Below are 19,108 nucleotides of genomic sequence, written 5' to 3' on the forward strand. Positions count from 1 at the left end.
CCATGGATCAAAGAAAATATAATATTTACTTTCATACCCACACGATCAGTGGTATTGTTATCGCAGCACTGCTTTATGTGATCTTTTTTGCAGGCTCTTTCTCTTTTTTTAAAGATGATATCGCCGCATGGCAGAAAGGTAAATCACTTAGCAATGTAGAATCTCCTGCTGACTTCAATTATATATTGGATTCGATGGGAACAAAATATAATCTCCAAGGTAGAAATTTCGACTTCTATTTATTGAGGCAAGGACACGGGACTTATGTTAATATGAGTGTGTCACAAGATACAACGATCAGTAAACCTGTACCCAAAACCGAAAAATCAAAAGGTCGTAAGAGACGGGGAGCAAAAAATGAAGATTCGGCCTATTTTTTACACTCATTTGTAGACAAAACACAGAGTTCTTATGATGAAGGTTATGATATGGGTGAGTTTTTATATCGCTTACATTTCTTAGCTCCGCTTAATCAGATTCCGATTCGATTGGGAACTCCATTTGGTTACCTCCTGGCAGGAATTGTTTCATTTTTGTTTCTGTTTGCCTTGATTACAGGTTTATTTCTTCATTGGGATAAGATTAAAAATAACTTCTTTTTATTTAGACCTTGGAGTAAATGGAAAACAGTCTGGACCGACATGCATACTGTTTTGGGTGTTATCGGATTTCCATTTCAATTGATATTTGCCATTACAGGAGTTGTTCTTATCGTCAATTACGTATTGATTTCACCATTTAGTAAATTTATTTACAATGGTGATCAGGATAAATTATATCAGGAACTTCAGTATAACAGAACGATGGCGCCAACTTACAGTTATCAACCCTTAGCCAAAAAATTAGATGTCAATGCATTCGTAAACCAATGGATGAATGAATGGCCGGAATCGGACATTTCGAGACTTTATATCCGAAATTTTGGAGATAAAAGTATGGAAATTGCTTTAGAAACTAAACCTAAACCAAGTGCCAATTTTGCAGGTTCTGGTTACGTTCTTATGAAAGTAGCTGAAGGAAAAACTTCATCAATAAAATCGCCTAAAACAGATGCGACATACGTTGATTGGGTAAAAAGTTTAGTTTATCACCTGCATTTTGGCGATTTTGGAGGTAGGACGTTGCGTATTGTTTATTTCGTTTTGGGTTTACTGGGCTGTGTTGTCATTATATCAGGCATTATGATTTGGCTGGTTGCACGAGAAAAACCTAATATTCCTGCATACAAAAGGAAGTTTAATTTTTGGGCAGCCAATCTGTTTATATCTATGTCGCTAGGGATGCTTCCTGTCACTGCATTTAGCTTTATCGTCATCAAACTTTCCGCTACCGTTAATCAAAGTTTTATCTATAGCCTTTATTTTTATAGTTGGTTGGTGATGATCATTTATTTATTAATATTGCGTGATCTAACGAAAGTAAACAAGCATACGTTAGTTTTATCAACTATTTTGTGTTTGGCAGTGCCGATCGTAAACGGGATTGCTACAAACCTTTGGATCTGGAATACATTTCAAGCTAAATCATATGATATCTTATTTATAGATATGCTTTTTATTACGATGTCTATATTAAGTGCATTTGCTTTTTTTAAAGTAAAGAAACAAGCTAAATCCTTTAAAATATTGAAATAATTTTGTCCTGTTGTTTATCAGGAATTATAAGCATCTGGTTAAGTAAATTTTAAAAGCGTCATTCTAAATAAAGATATGACGCTTTTGTTGTTCAATACGCTATTTGCTAATCATATAACGAGCATGGAAAATTTTAAATGATGATAGTCTCCATCTCGATGCAGAGCTTTAAACTATTTCCAAATATTCTATTTCTCATTGCTATATCGTTAAATTTAAAAATGAATTTATTTTAGAGCACTTACAATATACTATCTTTACAATAGCTAAAAGTGAAAAGATGATAACCGTTGCCATAATAGAAGACGAGCCTGCAGTTCGTAAAGAGATCGCTTACCTGATACAGCAAGAAACCAATACCGAACTTGTCGGTTGGGCAGACAGCGTACATAAAGCCATTAAGTTGCTTGAAGAAAAGCAACCAGATGTGATATTGATGGATATTCAGCTCAAAGATGGAACAGCATTCGATTTGCTGAAAAAATTAAATCCCATTCCACAAAATATCATTTTCATTACTGCATTTAATCATTTTGCTATAAAGGCAATCAAGTATGGAGCACTAGATTATCTGCTCAAGCCTATTGATGAGGTAGAGCTCCATGAGGCATTAGAGCGGTACCGTCGTCGAAGGGAAAATAATCCGCAATGGATGCAACAATTGTCTTTAGCACAGAACTCAATTCAGATAGGTGAATTACCAGAAAGTATTGTTTTGAATTCCATTAATAACACACGCATTGTTTCTGTCAGTGATATTGTCTATTGTAAAGGTGATGGTCCATATACTTTTTTCTTTTTAAGTAATGGTGATAAGGAACTTATTTCAAGACCTCTAAAATATTACGAGGAACTTTTACCAGCTCCACATTTCTTGCGCACGCATCAGTCTTATTTGGTTAATCAGCAATATATTTCAGGCATTAATCGATCCGAATATATTGTTCTGAAAAATAAAGAAGAAATTCCAATTTCTACGCGACGGAAGAATGCAATATTAACCCAACTTTTTTCTAAAAAATGAGGCAATTACTATCCGTTATTTTTTCGGCATGGATGATCGTATATCTTTTTTCTTGTACAGAGAATGATAAGAAAGGTTTGCTGGCAAAATCTGATGATGCCATTTCGGATCAGATAAATGATTTGGAAAAAGTAGGAGCTAATCCAATCAATAGAGATTCATTGATTACTGTTTGGCGAAAACTCGATCGAAACCTCATTGTGAAAAATGATACCATACAATCATCAACCGTTAAATATCAATTGGCAAGGCTTTACAGTATGAAGGGCAATGATTCTGCTCGTGTCCTTATTGAAGATGCACTTGAACTGATAGATCCTATAGATGGTGGTTTTAAGAATAAGGCACTTATATACAATGGGATGGGGAATGTTTTGAGCATGAGTGCCCGGATGAAAGAAGCCAGTTATTATTATAACAAAGCAGCCGCAATTGTTTTAGCAGACTCAACGGTAGATCTGTCATTTATAGCAAAAACATCTATGTTACTATCTGCAGCACAAAGTAACCTCCTAAGCTTTCAATATGACTTAGCTGAAACAATGAACCGTGCTGCTTTGCCTATGGCAGATTCATTGCCACAAGGACATATTAATCGACAACGTGTGCTGGTACAAATGATACAGACTCTGAATAAGCGCCAGAAACCAGCAGATAGTATGGCTTTTTATCTTCAAAAACTGGAAGTGTTACATGCGCAGAACCCTGATAAATATAATATTAGTTTTCTATACGATTCTAAAATTCAATATTTTGAAAAACATAAGCAACTTGATTCGTTACTTCATTATCAGCTGCTAAAAATTAAATCAGATGGATATCTGTACAATGAAGAGGCAACTTCGAGCGAAATTAATAATCTTTTTATCGATTACTGCAATATTGCAGCTATTTATACGGCTCAAAAACACGCAACATTAGCCTCACAATTTCTTGAAAAAGCAAAACTTCTTAAGGAAAAACATACAGGACTAATTTTCGCAGACAGTGATCTCGTTTATCAGCAAAGCTTGGCATCATTGTACAATTTACAGGGAAAGAAAAATGAAGCCATAGCGGTATTGACTCAAACAGCAGAATTACAAAAAGGAATCTATCAGACAGAAAATACACAAGCTGTTGCAGAAATGAATGCTCTTCATCAGTTGCAGACTAAAGATCGCTCTATTCATAAATTAAATGAAGGTATAAAAATTAATAAACTGCAATTGCAACAAAATCGTTTATGGCTTGCCGTATCTGTTTTAGGTATCATCCTCCTTGGTGTCACCATATTGTTTTTGTTTTATAGTTTTCGTCAACGTCGTTTTCTTCAAGAAAAAGAAAAAATACTATTGCAGCAACAATTGTTACGCACACAGATGGAACCCCATTTTATCTTTAATACATTAGCAGCTGTACAGAGTTTTGTGCGGTTGGATAAAAAAGAAATTGCCATCAAATACCTCAACCGTTTTAGTCGATTATTGCGTAGCAGTTTAGAGCTCAGCCGCGAAAATCTTGTACCTCTAGATGAGGAGATTGAAACGTTAGAAAACTACTTAAGTCTGCAGCAAATGCGTTATGAAGATGCATTTAGGTATACTATATTACAATCAATCGAACATGATCTGGGAGCAATTATGGTTCCGCCAATGCTTATACAGCCTTATGTAGAAAATGCGATACTTCACGGTATCGATCTGGAAGACGGTCTAGGAGATATTAGTATTCATTTTGAGATAGAACAAGATATCTTACAAGTAAAGATTGCAGATAGTGGTAAAACTGAAACAAGTAATTTTGATCCTGCACACCGGTCATTATCAGGTACGATCAGTCACGAGCGAATACAATTATTGGGTAAAAAAGCAAGCGTCTCTATTACAGAAATTCCAGAAGGTGGCGGTACATTAGTAATTTTACGCATTCCTGTCGAATAGGAATAAATGTTCTGGAACTCATTTTATGTTTTGGCACGGCATTCGCCTTACTATATACAATATTATTCAATATGGCACAGAGACTTATTTTAATTTTATTACTATTCCTCATAGGAGATATTTATTTTTATCAGGCAATAATTACACTTTTTTCAAATCCGCTGATCCATGTCATTTATTGGCTTATTGATATTGTCGTACTGGGTGCTATTATAGTCACTATATTTCTGCGGAAACGTATTAGCGATATTCAGCGTTATGCATCGAGTTTGATCACAGCGATGTTGCTTATCTTTATTCCAAAATTATTTTCTGTTCCGATTCTATTATTGGAAGACATTGGTCGACTATTCCGCAATTTTCCGCCCAGGAATTTTTACGTTAGTGAACTTGTCGCAGTACTTGCTGGCATAGTCTTTTTGGCGATTATTTTCGGGCTGACTAGAGGTCGCCATTTTTATAGGGTTAGAAAAGAGATCTTGCATTTTTCAGATTTACCCGAAGCTTTCGATGGTTTTACCATTACACAATTGTCCGACATCCATTCTGGTAGTTTAAGTAACATAAAAGGTGTACAGAAAGGTATTGATCTTGCGAATGCCCAAAACAGTGATCTGCTCTTATTTACAGGAGATCTCGTCAACAACATGGCTTCCGAGATGGATCCATGGATTGATCTTTTTACCACCTTAAAAGCCCCTTATGGGAAGTATTCTGTTTTAGGTAATCATGACTATGGTGATTATACCAAATGGTCCAGTACATCACTTAAAGAGGCAAATCTGATGCGTGTTAAAGAAATACACAGTGAGATGGGTTTCAAATTATTACTTAATGAAGCTGTCTTACTGCATAAGCATGGACAACGTATTGCATTAGTGGGGGTGGAGAATTGGGGCAAAGGCGGTTTCCATCAGTTTGGCAATCTCAACCAAGCAACAGCTGCCATACCTGCCGATTCCTTTAAAATCCTGATGTCGCATGATCCATCACACTGGGATGCAGTTACTGTAGATCACGCTAAACATGTTCACCTCACCTTGGCCGGTCATACGCATGGTATGCAGTTTGGAATTGAGCTTTTTGGTTTTAAATGGAGTCCTATCCAGTACTTTTATAAACAATGGGCAGGACTGTACCAACGAGACGGAAAATTTTTATATGTCAATAGAGGCTTCGGTTATCATGGTCTAAAAGGCAGGGTGGGCGTGTGGCCCGAAATCACAGTTCTTACCTTAAAACGTTCTACCGACCAAGTAGAATAAATGAACCATTTGCAGTTTAATCTTTTCTTAAAATACCCTTTTCCACGCTTTCGTTGATGAGTTCTTCAGCATACTTCCATATCATAGTAGATCCCTCATTAATGATTTTCTTTTTTTCGAATACCTTACTGTAATCAACATCAAACTCTTTCCAGGTTCCCCCATTATTTGAAGTGTTTTGCAAGAGAGGTTCCAATCGATCCATTGTTCTCGCAAACTTAGCTTCAGGAGTTAGACCTGCCTCAAATTCTTCCCATACTGCAATAAATTCTTTCGACTGTTCTTGAGGTAACAGTCCAAAAATCCGATTAGCAGCCAGTCTTTCTTGGTCTGTATTAACATGATTTTTTTGCATATCGTAGATGAAGGTATCTCCAGCGTCAATTTCAACAATATCATGGATCAGAACCATTTTTACCACTTTCAATACATCAATTGGTTCGTTTGCATGTTCAGCCAAAATCAATGCCATCATCGCCAGATGCCAGCTATGTTCCGCATCATTTTCATTACGGTTACTATTGAACAATTTAGTTTTCCGTTGTATGTATTTGACCTTATCGATTTCTTTTATAAAATCAATTTGTTTCAATAAGATTTCAAAATCCATCTTGATAGTGTTAAGAGATTGTCTTACAAAGATAGTTTAAATTAAAAAAGTAATCCTACCTGGCTCTTTGATAAATTATTAAACATCATTTACTAAGTCATTTAGCCCTTTTCTAAAAGAAGTTAATAAAGCATGCATTTCATGTTAATATTGAATGCATACTTTATGACTTTACTCTATAGCTTTATAGGAAGAAAAACAATTTAATAATAACCAATTGCAGCTATTAGCATCTATTTATTTTAAAAGTTGATTAGGCAATCTATTAATTTATCAATTCGTATTGACACATTGATTTGATCGATCTCCTATAATTTATGAAAGTTGTGCTATCTGCAGTTTGTATTCAAAATATTTTTAAAAAATGAGTAAACTCCGACTAACCATCTTGTTTATAGTGCAAATGCTGATATTCGAAGCATTTCCGCAGCAAGAGAAGAATAACTATAAAATCGTTTTTAATACGCCATCTATCAACGAAACCGGTAATGTTCCAATTGGTAATGGCAGTCTAGGCAGTAACGTCTGGGTAGAAGAGAATGGCGATCTTTTACTATATCTGTCACGTAATGACTCACATTCTGAATTACAACGGCTGTTAAAGTTAGGAAGGATCAGGATTTCCTTTTCAGAGAGTCCTTTTTTTAAAGGGAAGCCCTTCCGTCAGGAATTGAATCTGAAAGAGGGAACATTAAAAATTCTAGCGGGGAAAAAAGGAGAGAAGTTAAATTTAAAGATCTTTATTGATGCAAACTCACCTGTGATGTATATTTCTGGATATAGTGAAAAACCAGTTCAGGTAAAGGTGACTTTGGAAAACTGGAGAAAAAATAAACATGAACTCAATACGGAAGAACTTGCTTCTACCTGGCTCTATAGAACCGGAGTTCCGGACGGGGCAGAAGCCTGGGAATCTGCAGATGTTTTTCTTAAAAAAACGGATGTTATTGCTTGGTATCATCGAAATGCCTATAGCAGTGTGCCTGTGCACATTAAGAAACAAGGAATGGAAGACTATGCGAATCAGATTATTGATCCCTTGAAGGATAATACTTTTGGAGGTTATATCAAAGCTTCAGGTTTAGTAAGTCTTTCCGATACCGTTTTACACACCAAGAGACCATTAAAAAACATTGATATTCGGATAGCAGGCTATACCCGGCAAACGCCTGATCCGGTAACTTGGAAAAAGGAAATTGCTGGATGGATTGCTCAGTCTCCTAGTCCTAAAAAAGCCTATGAACAAACCGCTAGGTGGTGGACAGATTTTTGGAATAGAGGATGGATTGATATTAATAATGGCTCTGATAGTTTATCAACGTACACCCAGACTTATATTCTGTCTAAATATCAGTTGGCCTGTCAGATGCGGAATGAATTTCCTGCTCGGTTCCAGGGAGGAATTTTTAATGTAGATCCAAAGTATGCCTATTATGGACCAGATGTACGTCAAAAGAATTACTCTGCAGATTATCGATTTTATGGTGTGAATTACTGGTGGCAGAATGTGCGCTTTTTATACCTGCCACAGTTTGCACAGGGTAATTTTGATATGATGAAGCCGTTTTTTGATTTTTATATCAAGCAATCGAAGACTTTTGAGGCTAGATCAAACAAATATTATGGTGCATCGGGTATCTATATGCAGGAATGTATCAGTACATTCGGCTTACCGGGAATGGGCGATTTTGGATTGGAATCCGATGTATATTCTGAAGAATATACAAAAGATATATGGCAACAATGTTTAGAGATGTCAGTGATGATGCTCGATTACTATCATTATACCGGTGACGAAGCATTTTTAAAAACAAAAGCGTTGCCTTGGGCACGAAAAGCACTTCAGTTTTACAATACACGTTTTAAGAAAGATGAGCAGGGCAAGTTACATATTTTTCCAAGCCACGGATTAGAAACATATTGGACGGATGTTGTCAATGATATGCCTTCTATTGCAGGACTTCATTATGTATTAGAAGAACTGTTAAAACTACCTCAAAGTACATTAACTCCTGAAGATAAACAGAATTGGACTACTATGCTGTCCACTATTCCCGATCTGCCGAAGAAAAAGGATAGTCTTGGGAATGTTGTGGTGGACAATGCCGCTTTTTATAATCCTCAAAGAACAAATTATGAAGCACCGGATTTATATTGTTTATTTCCATTTCGGATTTATGGAATCCATAAACCCAATATTAAAGAAGTTGAGCGAGCCTATTTCAATATGCCCAATCCAGGTCGGGTATGCTGGTATCAAACAGGAATTTTTGCTGCTCGTTTGGGTCTTGCCACAGAAGCTGCCAAAGATATTAAAGCCCGCAGCAGTGCATATCTAAAAGGTTTTCGATTTAAAGGATACATGGATAGCCCGCACGATTGGAAGCCAGATTATGACGGTGTTGGCAATATGATGAATACCTTACAGGAAATGTTGGTGCAATGTGACGGAGATAAGATTTATATGTTGCCGGCTTGGCCAAAAGACTGGGATGTAAATTTTAAAGTACATGCTTTTAAAAACACGATTATTGAAGGTACTTATAAAAATGGGAAAATGGAATTCTTGAAAGTGATGCCCGAAAGTAGAAGAAAAGATCTCATCTTTTAATGAGATGCCTCTTATAGAAATATGGAAAAAATTGAATTATAGTGTATGAATAGAGATAGTTTTAAAGGACTAATTATTTATACACTTATGAAAAAGCCACATCGCGTTGACTGTGAATAGAAAGAGTCTAACTCTTCGTGATACAACGTAGCGATGTGGCTTTTATGGTTTTAATTATTGTAGCGATATTGACGATGATGTCAAAATATCCAGCAGTTGCTTCGGTTTATCAATAATGAATGTTGCTCCATGTCGCTTTAATTCTTCGACTTCGCGAAAGCCCCATGAGACCCCGATTGCTTGCACACCAGCATTGTTGGCAGTATCCATATCGACCGACGAATCACCGACATAAAAGCAATCATCAGGTTTTACGTTCAGTATATTGAGCGTATCGAATACAATATCAGGATTAGGTTTAGCCGGATGTCCATTACGATGACCCAATATCAGATCAAATGAAATCTCTGGAAAATATTTAGTTACCAATGGCAGGACAGCTTCATGGTATTTATTCGATGCAATTGAAATCAAATAACCTGACGATTGCAGATCTCGTAATAATTGAATAATACCGGCATATGGTTTAGTATGGCTCTCGGCTTTTTCTTCGTAATATTTCTTAAATGCTGAAAGTAGGTGGGTTATAGTATCGTCTGTCCTCGCATCTTGAGGCAGTGCTCTTTCGATAAGCATTCGGACACCATTTCCCACAAATTTTTTGTAAGATTCAAGAGGATGAGTTGGATAGCCATATTGCTCAAGGATCGCATTGCAACTATCACCAAGATCTTGTAACGTATCTAACAATGTTCCGTCTAAATCAAATATTATAAGCTTCATGCCTTAAATCTAATAAAAATGATTTAAAAACAGTTTTGTGTATATACGAATTGATTGCAATAGTGCTACTTTAAAAAATATAAACGGATTTATACAAAGTAGCGACGATGGGATTGGTCATTTATTCTTTCAGAAGTATGTCGAGCGCACTCAATAGTAAGTAGAAATTAAAATAAAATCTTAATAATTGGATACAGATCTTTTTAAGTGAAGATTTCATATCTACTTAAAGAAGTAAAGACTAACTTTAAAAAGATATTTTACAAGCATGAACATTCAATTTTTACTCATACAAACTGGTTATTTAGATCCTGTCGATTTTATTACTCGAATTGCGATCGCATTTGCCTTAGGACTTTCAATAGGAGCAGAACGTCAGTGGCGGGACAAGAGCGCCGGACTACGTACAAATGCGCTGGTATCCATTGGAGCCGCAGCATACATGTTGTTATCTGTATACCTATATGGTGCAGATGGTGGCGATCCAGGACGTATTGCAGCACAGATTGTGACCGGTATAGGATTTCTCGGTGCAGGTGTTATCATGAAAGATGGCTTGACGATACGTGGACTCAATACCGCCGCAACGATTTGGTGTTCGGCCGCGGTCGGTACCTTATGTGGTATGGCCTTATATATTGAGGCTACTATTGTGACCGGTGCGATCCTGTTTACTCATATTGCTATGGGGCCGTTTAGTGATTGGTTAGGTGCATTAAAATCGTATAAAAGCAGAAAAGTACAGGAAGCCTTTTATTTAATCAAAGTCGCCTGTAAAGTTGAAGATGAAACCGATATCCGGAGTCATATTGTTGGTCAGATTGAGAATAGACATACATATTTGCTACGATCTGTCTTACGCAATGTGTCTGTAGAGAATGCAAACACGGTCATATTAAATGTAAAACTTTCAACAGTTGGTAAAAGTGACGATAAAATTGAAGAACTGATTTTTGAATTGACCAAAGTAAAGCACGTTCAGGAAGCCAGTTGGTTTTATTTAGGTAACTCTATGGAGAATTAAATCACTGGTTTACTTTTTCATCGCCATATGTTCTTTTTATAAAATGCAAGAGAGATGAATAGTCAGACAGGATTATCCATCTCTTTTAGTATTTTCGAATAACCAAAAACCATCTTTTTTATCCGGAATTAGGTAAGTTCCAAAGATCGAAAATCCACTTTCTTTATCACTTCGCCATTATCATAATAGTTTTAGCTTTATTTAGGCTAAAAGCAATTCCTTCTTTGTAATATCACTGAACATTATTTATTTGCGATGAAGACTGCGCAATCGATTGATTTAACTTATTAGTTTAATATTTGAGGTCATTTATTTATCTTTAAGTATAAACTTAAATTTTAATAACCACCACTGGAACTTTCTGAATCAAATAAGAATAGTCAAGAATTAGTTTGACCATTCTGTAATATCATGCATTATGAAAATAATATTTTGCCCACTATTTTTTTTATTGTTTCAATTCATTGTTCAGGCTCAGATCAAACCTGTGAAATTTGATACGAAGATCCTTTATAAGTTTACCTATCAGAATGATAGTACATCAATTGCTTCGAGGAAAAGTGTTTTTACACAACTGATGATTGGTGATCAAGAAAGTCATTTTCAGACCCTATCAAAATTTAGAGCTGATTCAGCATTATCCTTAAGTTCATTTAAAGTTGGTATTTTCTATAGTTATGGTTCTATACCACTTACTAATTTTTTAATTATAAAAAAGGATGATATGATTTATACCTATGAGCCTGTGAATGGGATAGGATTTGACGGTAATAATGAGTTGTCCTATTACGAAGAAAAGAAGGAGGGTATGCAATGGGAAATTCATCCAGATACAATCCATTTACATCAGTTTGTCTGTCAAAAAGCTGCAACCAATTGGGGTGGGAGAAAATGGACAGCCTGGTTCACCATGGATATTCCTATTTCAGATGGTCCTTATAAGTTTTGTGGACTTCCGGGTTTAGTTTTATCCGTATCAGATCAGGATAAGTATTTTACATTCGATATAGCTTCCATAAGCAAAGTAAATAGCATCTCATTCACTTTAGATCAACTACGTCCAGATCTTGATCTTCAAAAGACAACAAAAGATGCTTTTTATAAAGACCGAAAGAATTTAAGAAACAATATGACCGCATATGCTTTAGCAACTGGAACAAGGTTGAATGAAGAAGCTAAACGAAGAGTCACACTAGATACAAAGACAGATAATAACCACATCGAGCGGTATTAATTTGATGAGCCAAAAGATCATATGAGAGATAAGCTCTTTTTTACAGTCATTTTTATATTTGTTAGTTTCCATTCATTTGCCCAAACTTTTATTACGGGGAAATTACTCGACGAAAATCAAAAGCCAATCACTAATGTTTCGGTATCCTATAAGAAGATCGGTTCTGCAGCGTTGTTGGGGTTTTCAAAAAGCGATGCAGGCGGAGTCTTTAAATTGACGATCAAAGTCACCGATGTAGATTCAGTACAGATAGATTTTAATCATCTTAGCTATGCCAAACGTAGCGTACATGTTGTCAATGCTAGCGCTAACTATGCTTATATTTTAAAAAGCGAGGTGAGGAAGATACAAGAAGTAAAGGTATCTGATGTACCCGTTTACAATCGAAAAGATACGATCAATTATAATGTAGCCTCTTTTACGGGAAAACAAGATCGGGTAATAGGTGATATTATCAAGAAGCTTCCAGGCGTAGAGATGCGTGGAGGTGAGATTTTTTATCAAGGTGAACCTATCCAGCAGTATCGCGTCAATGGTTTGGATATGATGGGAGGACGCTATGGACTTATCAATCAAAACCTTCCTGCAGATGCGGTTTTGAAAGTACAGATTCTTGAAAATCATCAACCGATTAAAATGTTGGATAAGTTGGTTTTTTCCAATCGCGCCACACTTAATCTGCAGCTTAAGAAATTTACCACTACAGGTACAGGGAAAATTAGTTTGGGTGCCACCCCAGCGCTTTGGGATGCGAATATAACGCCGATGACATTTGCCAAGACCTTTCAAATACTTAATTCATTTCAGACCAACAATGTTGGCGACGATGTGTCACAGCAGTTAAAACCATTCTATTCAGGTACCGGGTATTTTTCAGCCCGATCTAGCTTTTCCGATGGTCCGACTTATCTTTCTATTCGAGATGTGGCCACTCCGGGTTTCGATCAGAAAAAATGGTTGGACAATCAAATTTTTCTAGTGAGTAGCAATATGATTCAAAAGTTGAAGAGTGGTCTCGAAGTCAAAGGCAATTTTTCTTACTTCCATGATAATCGAAAGCGTCAGGGGGCGACCATGACCCAGTATTTTACAAACGATGAAGTGATTCAAAATCAAGAAGTCGTGGACAATAGTTATGGTGTCGATGAGTTAAATATTGGGGTATTGGTCGAGAAAAATGAATCCAACATTTATCTCCGCAACAGTACCAATTATCGTAAGCAATGGAACAACAGTGTTGGCAATATTCTTTTTAATGAAGACATTCCTATACATCAAGACAAAAAATTTTCAGACGAAGCCTTTCTTAATTCTTTTTCACTTGGCCGTTTTATAGGTAAACAGTTGGTCAATATCACCTCCACGATAGAGTGGCACAGTACACCCCAACGTCTTTCAGTCAATCCAGGTCAATTTGAATCGTTGATCAATGACGGGAAACCATATGATCGGATGGGGCAGATCGTCCGTTTTAAGAGCTTTAATTTTGAAAACGGCTTGAGTCTATCACGTAAGATCAAAAGATGGACATTCTCGCCCAGTGTTCATCTGAACTATAATAGCAGTAAGTTGAACAGTCATATCGAGATAAAAGATCAGGATGACGTTCGAAAATTGGACACCGGTTATTTCAATGATATGAATAGTGCGCAGATGCAGTTGCGTATGGCGCTCCAAATTGGAAAAGAAGTGCGTAAGTTTAGATACAGTTTCAATCTGCCATTCAGTCAATATTACTATAATGTCAAACAGCAAGGGGTACAGCGCTTGAAAAATGAATTCCGGAGCAGTTGGAACCCATCTGCCTCGATGACCTATCTGCTTAACAGTAAAAACAGTCTCGGTACAAACCTGAGCGGAGGGAGAAACTTTGGTGGGCTTGGCAACTTCTATAATGGTTACATCATCAGTCAGTATCGGAGTATCCAAAAGTATGATGCACGCTTACTTAAAGATGAAAATCTCAGTACTGGAATAAATTATGAGTATAAAAACACGTTAAAGGCCAATTTTGCCAATCTGGGTTATAATGTCAGGATGAGCTGGCGCGACTATATGTTTAGTACCGCATTGGATAGTCTGGGACGCAGCACCACCGGTATTAATAATCGAGATGCAGAGAGTCTGTCTCAGGGGATAAGAGGAGGACTTTCTAAGTTATTTATAAGCATCAAAACTGTTGCTAAAATGAGCGGAAACCTAAGTTGGAGTGTATCAGATTATCTGCTCAATGAGCAGCTGGTTAAGCAACATGTAAATAGTCAATCATTCACTTTTGAGTTGATCAATTCATCATCATCACTGATTTCAGGAGATTATCGAGTTGCCATGGGGCGCACCCATAATAGATTGGCCGATGGGCTGAGCAATGAACTGTTGTACAACAATCACTTTTTCAACCTGGTATTTGTTCCCCATGATCGACATTTAATAACGTTGTCTAATTCTTTGTATGGGAATAATGTAAAGGCACAAAAGAGCCAATATTTTATGGATGCAACTTATCGGTTCCGGCTAACACGATGGCGTACAGATTTAGAGTTGACGGCATCCAATATTTTGAATAATAGAAATTATTTGCAACAGTTCTCTTCAGATTATGAGCTTATACAGAGTTATTTCGAACTCAGGCCAAGACAGTTTTTGATAGCAATGAGATTTAAAATTTAGAGCTTTTTCGCTATGTTCGATAATTCGAACAGATTTTGGTTTTTAAGGTCTTGGTTTATATTTGAATTGTAAAGAAATAGAATATGAAAATTACGACGCTATAACATGATTTTACAATGATAAAGATTTATTTGTGAGCTCTTAAATGGTGAATCTCCCTCTTTTAAATATTTTTTTTGCACTTTAGCAACATCAAATCTAAAGAACATAAGATCATTATGAAATTGAAAAAAATCTATGCAATATTGGCATTCCAGCTTATTGCTGGAGGTCTTTTTGCACAGGAACAGCTCGATAGCCTTGCTGTTACAAAATTAAGTCCCCTCTTTTCTCAACCGACTCTGAAGAATAACAAGCTGGTTGTCCCACAGATAAAAGGATATGAAGTCTCTCTGATCGGGTCGGATAATAAAGTGGTGATTGACTTAAATGGTCATATATCGCAACCTCTGATCGATAAAAAAGTTAATGTACTCTACAAGATCGTCCGTAAATCGGATCGGGCTTTTGGTGAAATTCCGATGAAAGATATTGTCATCAAAGGTGTATATGGTGATAAAGGAGTGGGGGAACAACCTTTCGTAATTCCTTCCTTGCGCGAGTGGTATGGTGTGAATGGCGTATTCCAATTGCGTCCTGAATCAGCGATCGTACTGGAACAACAAAATGAAGAGTCGTCAAAAGCTGCACAGCTTTTAAAAGAGGATATCAAAAAGTTGATCGGACTGGATCTGCCTGTGCGAACTGGAGAACCAAAAGCGGGTGATATTTTTATTGGATCTAAAGGTGACAAGGCTCTGGGAAATGAAGGGTATTCGCTAAAAATTGATGATGTCTTCAGTATTCAGGCTCCAAATTATAACGGTAAGGTTTTCGGAACGAGAACATTACTTCAATTGCTTGCTCAAAATAAAAAACAACTGAGCATACCGAAAGGTTTCTCTCGTGATTATCCTACATACCAAGTGCGGGGATTTATGCTGGATGTGGGACGTAAATTTTTTACGATCGATTTCTTAAATGATTATGTGGAGATGATGTCTTATTACAAGATGTCAAATTTCCATATCCACCTTACGGATAACGCCTTCGATAAATATTTTAACTACGATTGGGATAAAACCTATGCAGGTTTTCGGTTAGAAAATGAACGCTATCCAAATCTTGCCTCTAAAGATGGACACTATACCAAAGCTGAATTTATTGCCTTACAGAAAAAAGCGCTTCGTTATGGGGTGACTATTATTCCGGAAATCGATGTGCCTGCCCATTCATTGGCAATTAGCCATGCTATTTCTGAAGTAGGGAGCCGTAAGTTTGGAATGGATCATCTTGATCTGGATAATCCAAAAAGTTATGAGGTAGTCAAAAATATTTTTGATGAATATACAAAAGGCCCTAATCCGGTGTTTATCGGAGAAGAGGTACATATCGGAACGGATGAGTATGCAAAAAGTGAATCTGAGAAATTTAGAAAATTCACCGATTACGTGATCAAAGTGGTGCAGGATAATGGTAAGAAAGTACGTGCCTGGGGTGCTTTGACACATGCTCAAGGAACAACACCTGTTCGGGTTAAGGATGTACGATTAAACATGTGGTACAATGGTTATGCCGATCCTATCGCGATGAAAAAATTGGGTTACCAACAGATCAGTACTCCTGATGGTTGGTTGTATATCGTACCGGCTGCGGGTTATTATTACGACTACCTCAATACCGACAACCTGTATAATAATTGGGAGCCGAGAATGATTGGTGATATCACCTTTGAAAAAGGTGATCCGATCGTTGATGGTGGTATGTTTGCCGTTTGGAATGATATCGCAGGAAATGGGATATCGGAAAAAGATGTGCATAACCGTGTGTTCCCGGCCATACAGGTACTTGCTGAGAAAATGTGGGGAGCAACAGATCAACATACAAGTTTATTTACTTTCAATCAAAAGAAAAAATCAGTCATTGAAGCTCCAGGTCTAAATATGAGAGGTCATTATGCGGCTCTTGATGCTGTAATTGTTCACCTGAATTTTGATTCGCAAACGCGCAATCAAATGGATAACGAATGGAAAGAAGCTAGCACCACGGGTACTCAATTTGAAAAAGGTATAAAAGATAATGGTCTTAAGTTTACGGGTGAAACAAGTAAATTGATTTTACCTATTACTGAAATTGGTGAGCAGTATACGGTGTCTTTCTGGATCAAACCTGAGACAAATTTAGTTGGTGATCTGTTTGTATCGAAAAATGCAAAAGTTTTCAGTGATGGTAAAGGTCTTGGATATGCTCGTGACGGTTATCAATACTATTTTGATTATACTTTACCTATAAATGAATGGAGTCAGGTAAGCATCACAGGTGATCATATCGGTACACAATTGTATGTGAACGGTAAATTGATCAAGGATATGAAACCTTTTGATGTGGTGATGCCTTATAAGGATAAGAATAGTGGTAAAGAAATCAAGTATAAGAAAGTGCAGACCTTAGTTTTTCCGCTGTCCGAGATCAGCTTAAAAAATGCTATTTTAGATGAGCTAAAGGTTTATAATAAAAAATTGACCAGTCAAGAAATTGTGAGTGAATTTAGAACATACTAGCACTTTTTGACAATCATTTCGAACTGCTCTTTATATCTTTCATGCCTGCCATTTTGAAATGGTAGGCATGTTTGTTTTGAGTATAATCGTAAAAAAAGATATCATCCAATCTTTGGATGATCTCTTTTAAAAACTTTATTTTAGGATATAAGACGAAATGGAATAGTGCTGTTGCAAATTAATTTGAAACAGCGATGATGCTTTCAAATACTTTGTCCATAAAGAGTACAGTATCCATATTTTTTTCATACTTCCTATGTTCAAATAGAAGTTCAAAATTGCCGTTATATTTCATGGCAACAAGTTCAAATTTGCGTAGTTCCAGCCAGGTTGGAATCTCCTCGATACCGGGTACTGCGCAGGTGATGGTTTTAAAATTTCCTTGTTGCGTAATGCTATAATGAACATGGACCGGAGTAGAGGTCTTCTTCGGATAGCTGACCATAATGTTTTGTTTCATACTGAATATAAAAATGAAAAAATAGTTGATGCTGCTCACTACGAAGAGCAGGAATCGCTAAGTGCAGACGATCTGCCTAAAGCCTGAAAGATAGAAGAAGAGATGTCGTTATCAATGAACGAGGACGTAGCGTAATCTCAGTTTTTAATCACATTTATGTAAGATACTGAAATTAAGTTAAATAAATAAATAAATATTAGGCAATTGTTGTTTACACTATCATACCTTTTTAGAGCGTAAAATTATTGTGATTTATCGGTTATTTAGCGTTAAATTAATATCTTTAGAAATAGAGTCAACAGCATGTCTGACCAATTTCAAATAAACCGATCAAAATAATACCAAGATTATTATGAATACAAGAAGAGAATTTCTCCAAAAGGGATTTTTGGGAATATCTGGATTAGCCTTAGCCAGTACATTTCAATTGGAGGCACAAGCAACTACTTTAGTAAAAAAAGAAAAAGAAGATGGCTTCCATTTGGGGGTTGCAGGTTATAGCTTTGTCAATTTTAAGTTAGACGAGTCTTTAAGCATGATGAAACGGATGGATATTAATTACCTATGCATCAAAGATTTTCATCTTCCTTTTAAGAGTACAGCAACCGAAATTAGTAATTTTCATGAAAAGCTAAAGCAATCTGGTGTAACGGGTTATGCTGTAGGTCCGATTTACACCAATTCGGTAAAAGCAATCGACGATGCTTTCGATTATGCTAAACGTGTAGGTGTTAATCTAATCATCGGTATTCCGAATAAAGAAGATTTGGCCTATCTATCCAGTAAGACAAAAGAAACAGGGATACGATTTGCGATTCATAATCATGGTCCTGAAGATAAATTGTACCCGAATGCTACGGTGATTTATAATCTGATCAAAGATTTAGATGCTAACCTGGGGATGTGTTTTGATATGGGACATGATACGCGGGATGGACAGGACGCGATCAAAGATTTACAACAATATCACAAAAGAATATTTGATATACACCTCAAAAATGTCACTTCAGCAACTGCGGAAGGGACTACATGTGAACTTGGTCGCGGAGTCATTCATATTCCTTTATTTATAAAAGCATTGCGTAAGGTGAACTATAGTGGTAAGTGTAGCTTGGAACATGAAAAAGATATGGAGGATCCTTTGGCAGGTTTGGCCGAATCGACAGGATATTTTAGAGGTGTTTGTGCTGTTTAATCTGTTAAATAAATTA

General features: G+C 36.5%; 13 protein-coding genes. 10 read left to right on the top strand and 3 right to left on the bottom strand.

Translation table 11 applies throughout. The features are described 5' to 3' along the window. The first annotated feature begins 2 nt into the window (after window positions 1–2). The 4 genes from ACFS6I_RS12485 (at window position 3) to ACFS6I_RS12500 (ending at window position 5,845) form a co-directional block, all read left to right on the top strand. Window positions 3–1,634, top strand: a complete 1,632-nt coding sequence (locus ACFS6I_RS12485; RefSeq protein ID WP_380920995.1) for a PepSY-associated TM helix domain-containing protein — start codon at window positions 3–5, stop codon at window positions 1,632–1,634. A 280-nt stretch (window positions 1,635–1,914) separates the two neighbouring features. Next, window positions 1,915–2,658 (top strand): LytR/AlgR family response regulator transcription factor, encoded by a 744-nt coding sequence (locus ACFS6I_RS12490; protein ID WP_380920997.1) that lies wholly within the window; start codon window positions 1,915–1,917, stop codon window positions 2,656–2,658. Then, the gene (locus ACFS6I_RS12495) at window positions 2,655–4,580 is read left to right on the top strand and encodes a histidine kinase (RefSeq protein ID WP_380920999.1); all 1,926 of its coding nucleotides are present in this window, start codon (window positions 2,655–2,657) and stop codon (window positions 4,578–4,580) included. Before ACFS6I_RS12490 ends, ACFS6I_RS12495 begins: the two co-directional genes overlap by 4 nt. A gap of 71 nt (window positions 4,581–4,651) precedes the next feature. Beyond that, the gene (locus tag ACFS6I_RS12500; RefSeq protein ID WP_380921001.1) at window positions 4,652–5,845 is read left to right on the top strand and encodes a metallophosphoesterase; all 1,194 of its coding nucleotides are present in this window, start codon (window positions 4,652–4,654) and stop codon (window positions 5,843–5,845) included. 16 nt (window positions 5,846–5,861) lie between these two features. Here ACFS6I_RS12500 and ACFS6I_RS12505 read toward each other — a convergent pair whose 3' ends face one another. Then, window positions 5,862–6,455 (bottom strand): HD domain-containing protein, encoded by a 594-nt coding sequence (locus ACFS6I_RS12505; protein ID WP_380921003.1) that lies wholly within the window; start codon window positions 6,453–6,455, stop codon window positions 5,862–5,864. A gap of 364 nt (window positions 6,456–6,819) precedes the next feature. Here ACFS6I_RS12505 and ACFS6I_RS12510 point away from each other — a divergent pair, with 364 nt between their 5' ends. Next, entirely contained in the window at window positions 6,820–9,066 is a 2,247-nt protein-coding gene (locus ACFS6I_RS12510) for a DUF5703 domain-containing protein (protein ID WP_380921005.1), read from the top strand. A gap of 174 nt (window positions 9,067–9,240) precedes the next feature. Here ACFS6I_RS12510 and ACFS6I_RS12515 read toward each other — a convergent pair whose 3' ends face one another. Continuing rightward, window positions 9,241–9,909, bottom strand: coding sequence for an HAD family hydrolase (locus ACFS6I_RS12515; protein WP_380921007.1), 669 nt, complete (start codon window positions 9,907–9,909; stop codon window positions 9,241–9,243). A gap of 268 nt (window positions 9,910–10,177) precedes the next feature. Between ACFS6I_RS12515 and ACFS6I_RS12520 the strand changes: the two genes are divergently transcribed. The 4 genes from ACFS6I_RS12520 to ACFS6I_RS12535 all read left to right on the top strand — a co-directional run bounded on the left by ACFS6I_RS12520 (window position 10,178) and on the right by ACFS6I_RS12535 (window position 17,437). Next, window positions 10,178–10,933, top strand: coding sequence for an MgtC/SapB family protein (locus ACFS6I_RS12520; RefSeq protein ID WP_132842725.1), 756 nt, complete (start codon window positions 10,178–10,180; stop codon window positions 10,931–10,933). A gap of 418 nt (window positions 10,934–11,351) precedes the next feature. Continuing rightward, window positions 11,352–12,167: a GLPGLI family protein gene (locus ACFS6I_RS12525; protein ID WP_380921009.1), complete on the top strand. Its 816-nt coding sequence runs from the start codon at window positions 11,352–11,354 to the stop codon at window positions 12,165–12,167. A 21-nt stretch (window positions 12,168–12,188) separates the two neighbouring features. Beyond that, window positions 12,189–14,837: a hypothetical protein gene (locus tag ACFS6I_RS12530; RefSeq protein WP_380921011.1), complete on the top strand. Its 2,649-nt coding sequence runs from the start codon at window positions 12,189–12,191 to the stop codon at window positions 14,835–14,837. 218 nt (window positions 14,838–15,055) lie between these two features. Further along, window positions 15,056–17,437, top strand: a complete 2,382-nt coding sequence (locus ACFS6I_RS12535) for a family 20 glycosylhydrolase (RefSeq protein WP_380921013.1) — start codon at window positions 15,056–15,058, stop codon at window positions 17,435–17,437. Between the two features lie 178 nt (window positions 17,438–17,615). On the opposite strand, the gene ACFS6I_RS12540 is transcribed toward ACFS6I_RS12535, so the two are convergent. Then, on the bottom strand, window positions 17,616–17,897 hold the full coding sequence (locus ACFS6I_RS12540) for a hypothetical protein (protein ID WP_380921015.1): 282 nt from the start codon (window positions 17,895–17,897) through the stop codon (window positions 17,616–17,618). Window positions 17,898–18,249: 352 nt separating this feature from the next. Here ACFS6I_RS12540 and ACFS6I_RS12545 point away from each other — a divergent pair, with 352 nt between their 5' ends. After that, window positions 18,250–19,092 (top strand): sugar phosphate isomerase/epimerase family protein, encoded by an 843-nt coding sequence (locus ACFS6I_RS12545; RefSeq protein WP_380921017.1) that lies wholly within the window; start codon window positions 18,250–18,252, stop codon window positions 19,090–19,092. The last annotated feature ends 16 nt before the right edge of the window (window positions 19,093–19,108 follow it).

The sequence above is a fragment of the Sphingobacterium anhuiense genome, assembly GCF_042686355.1.
GTDB lineage: Bacteria > Bacteroidota > Bacteroidia > Sphingobacteriales > Sphingobacteriaceae > Sphingobacterium > Sphingobacterium anhuiense.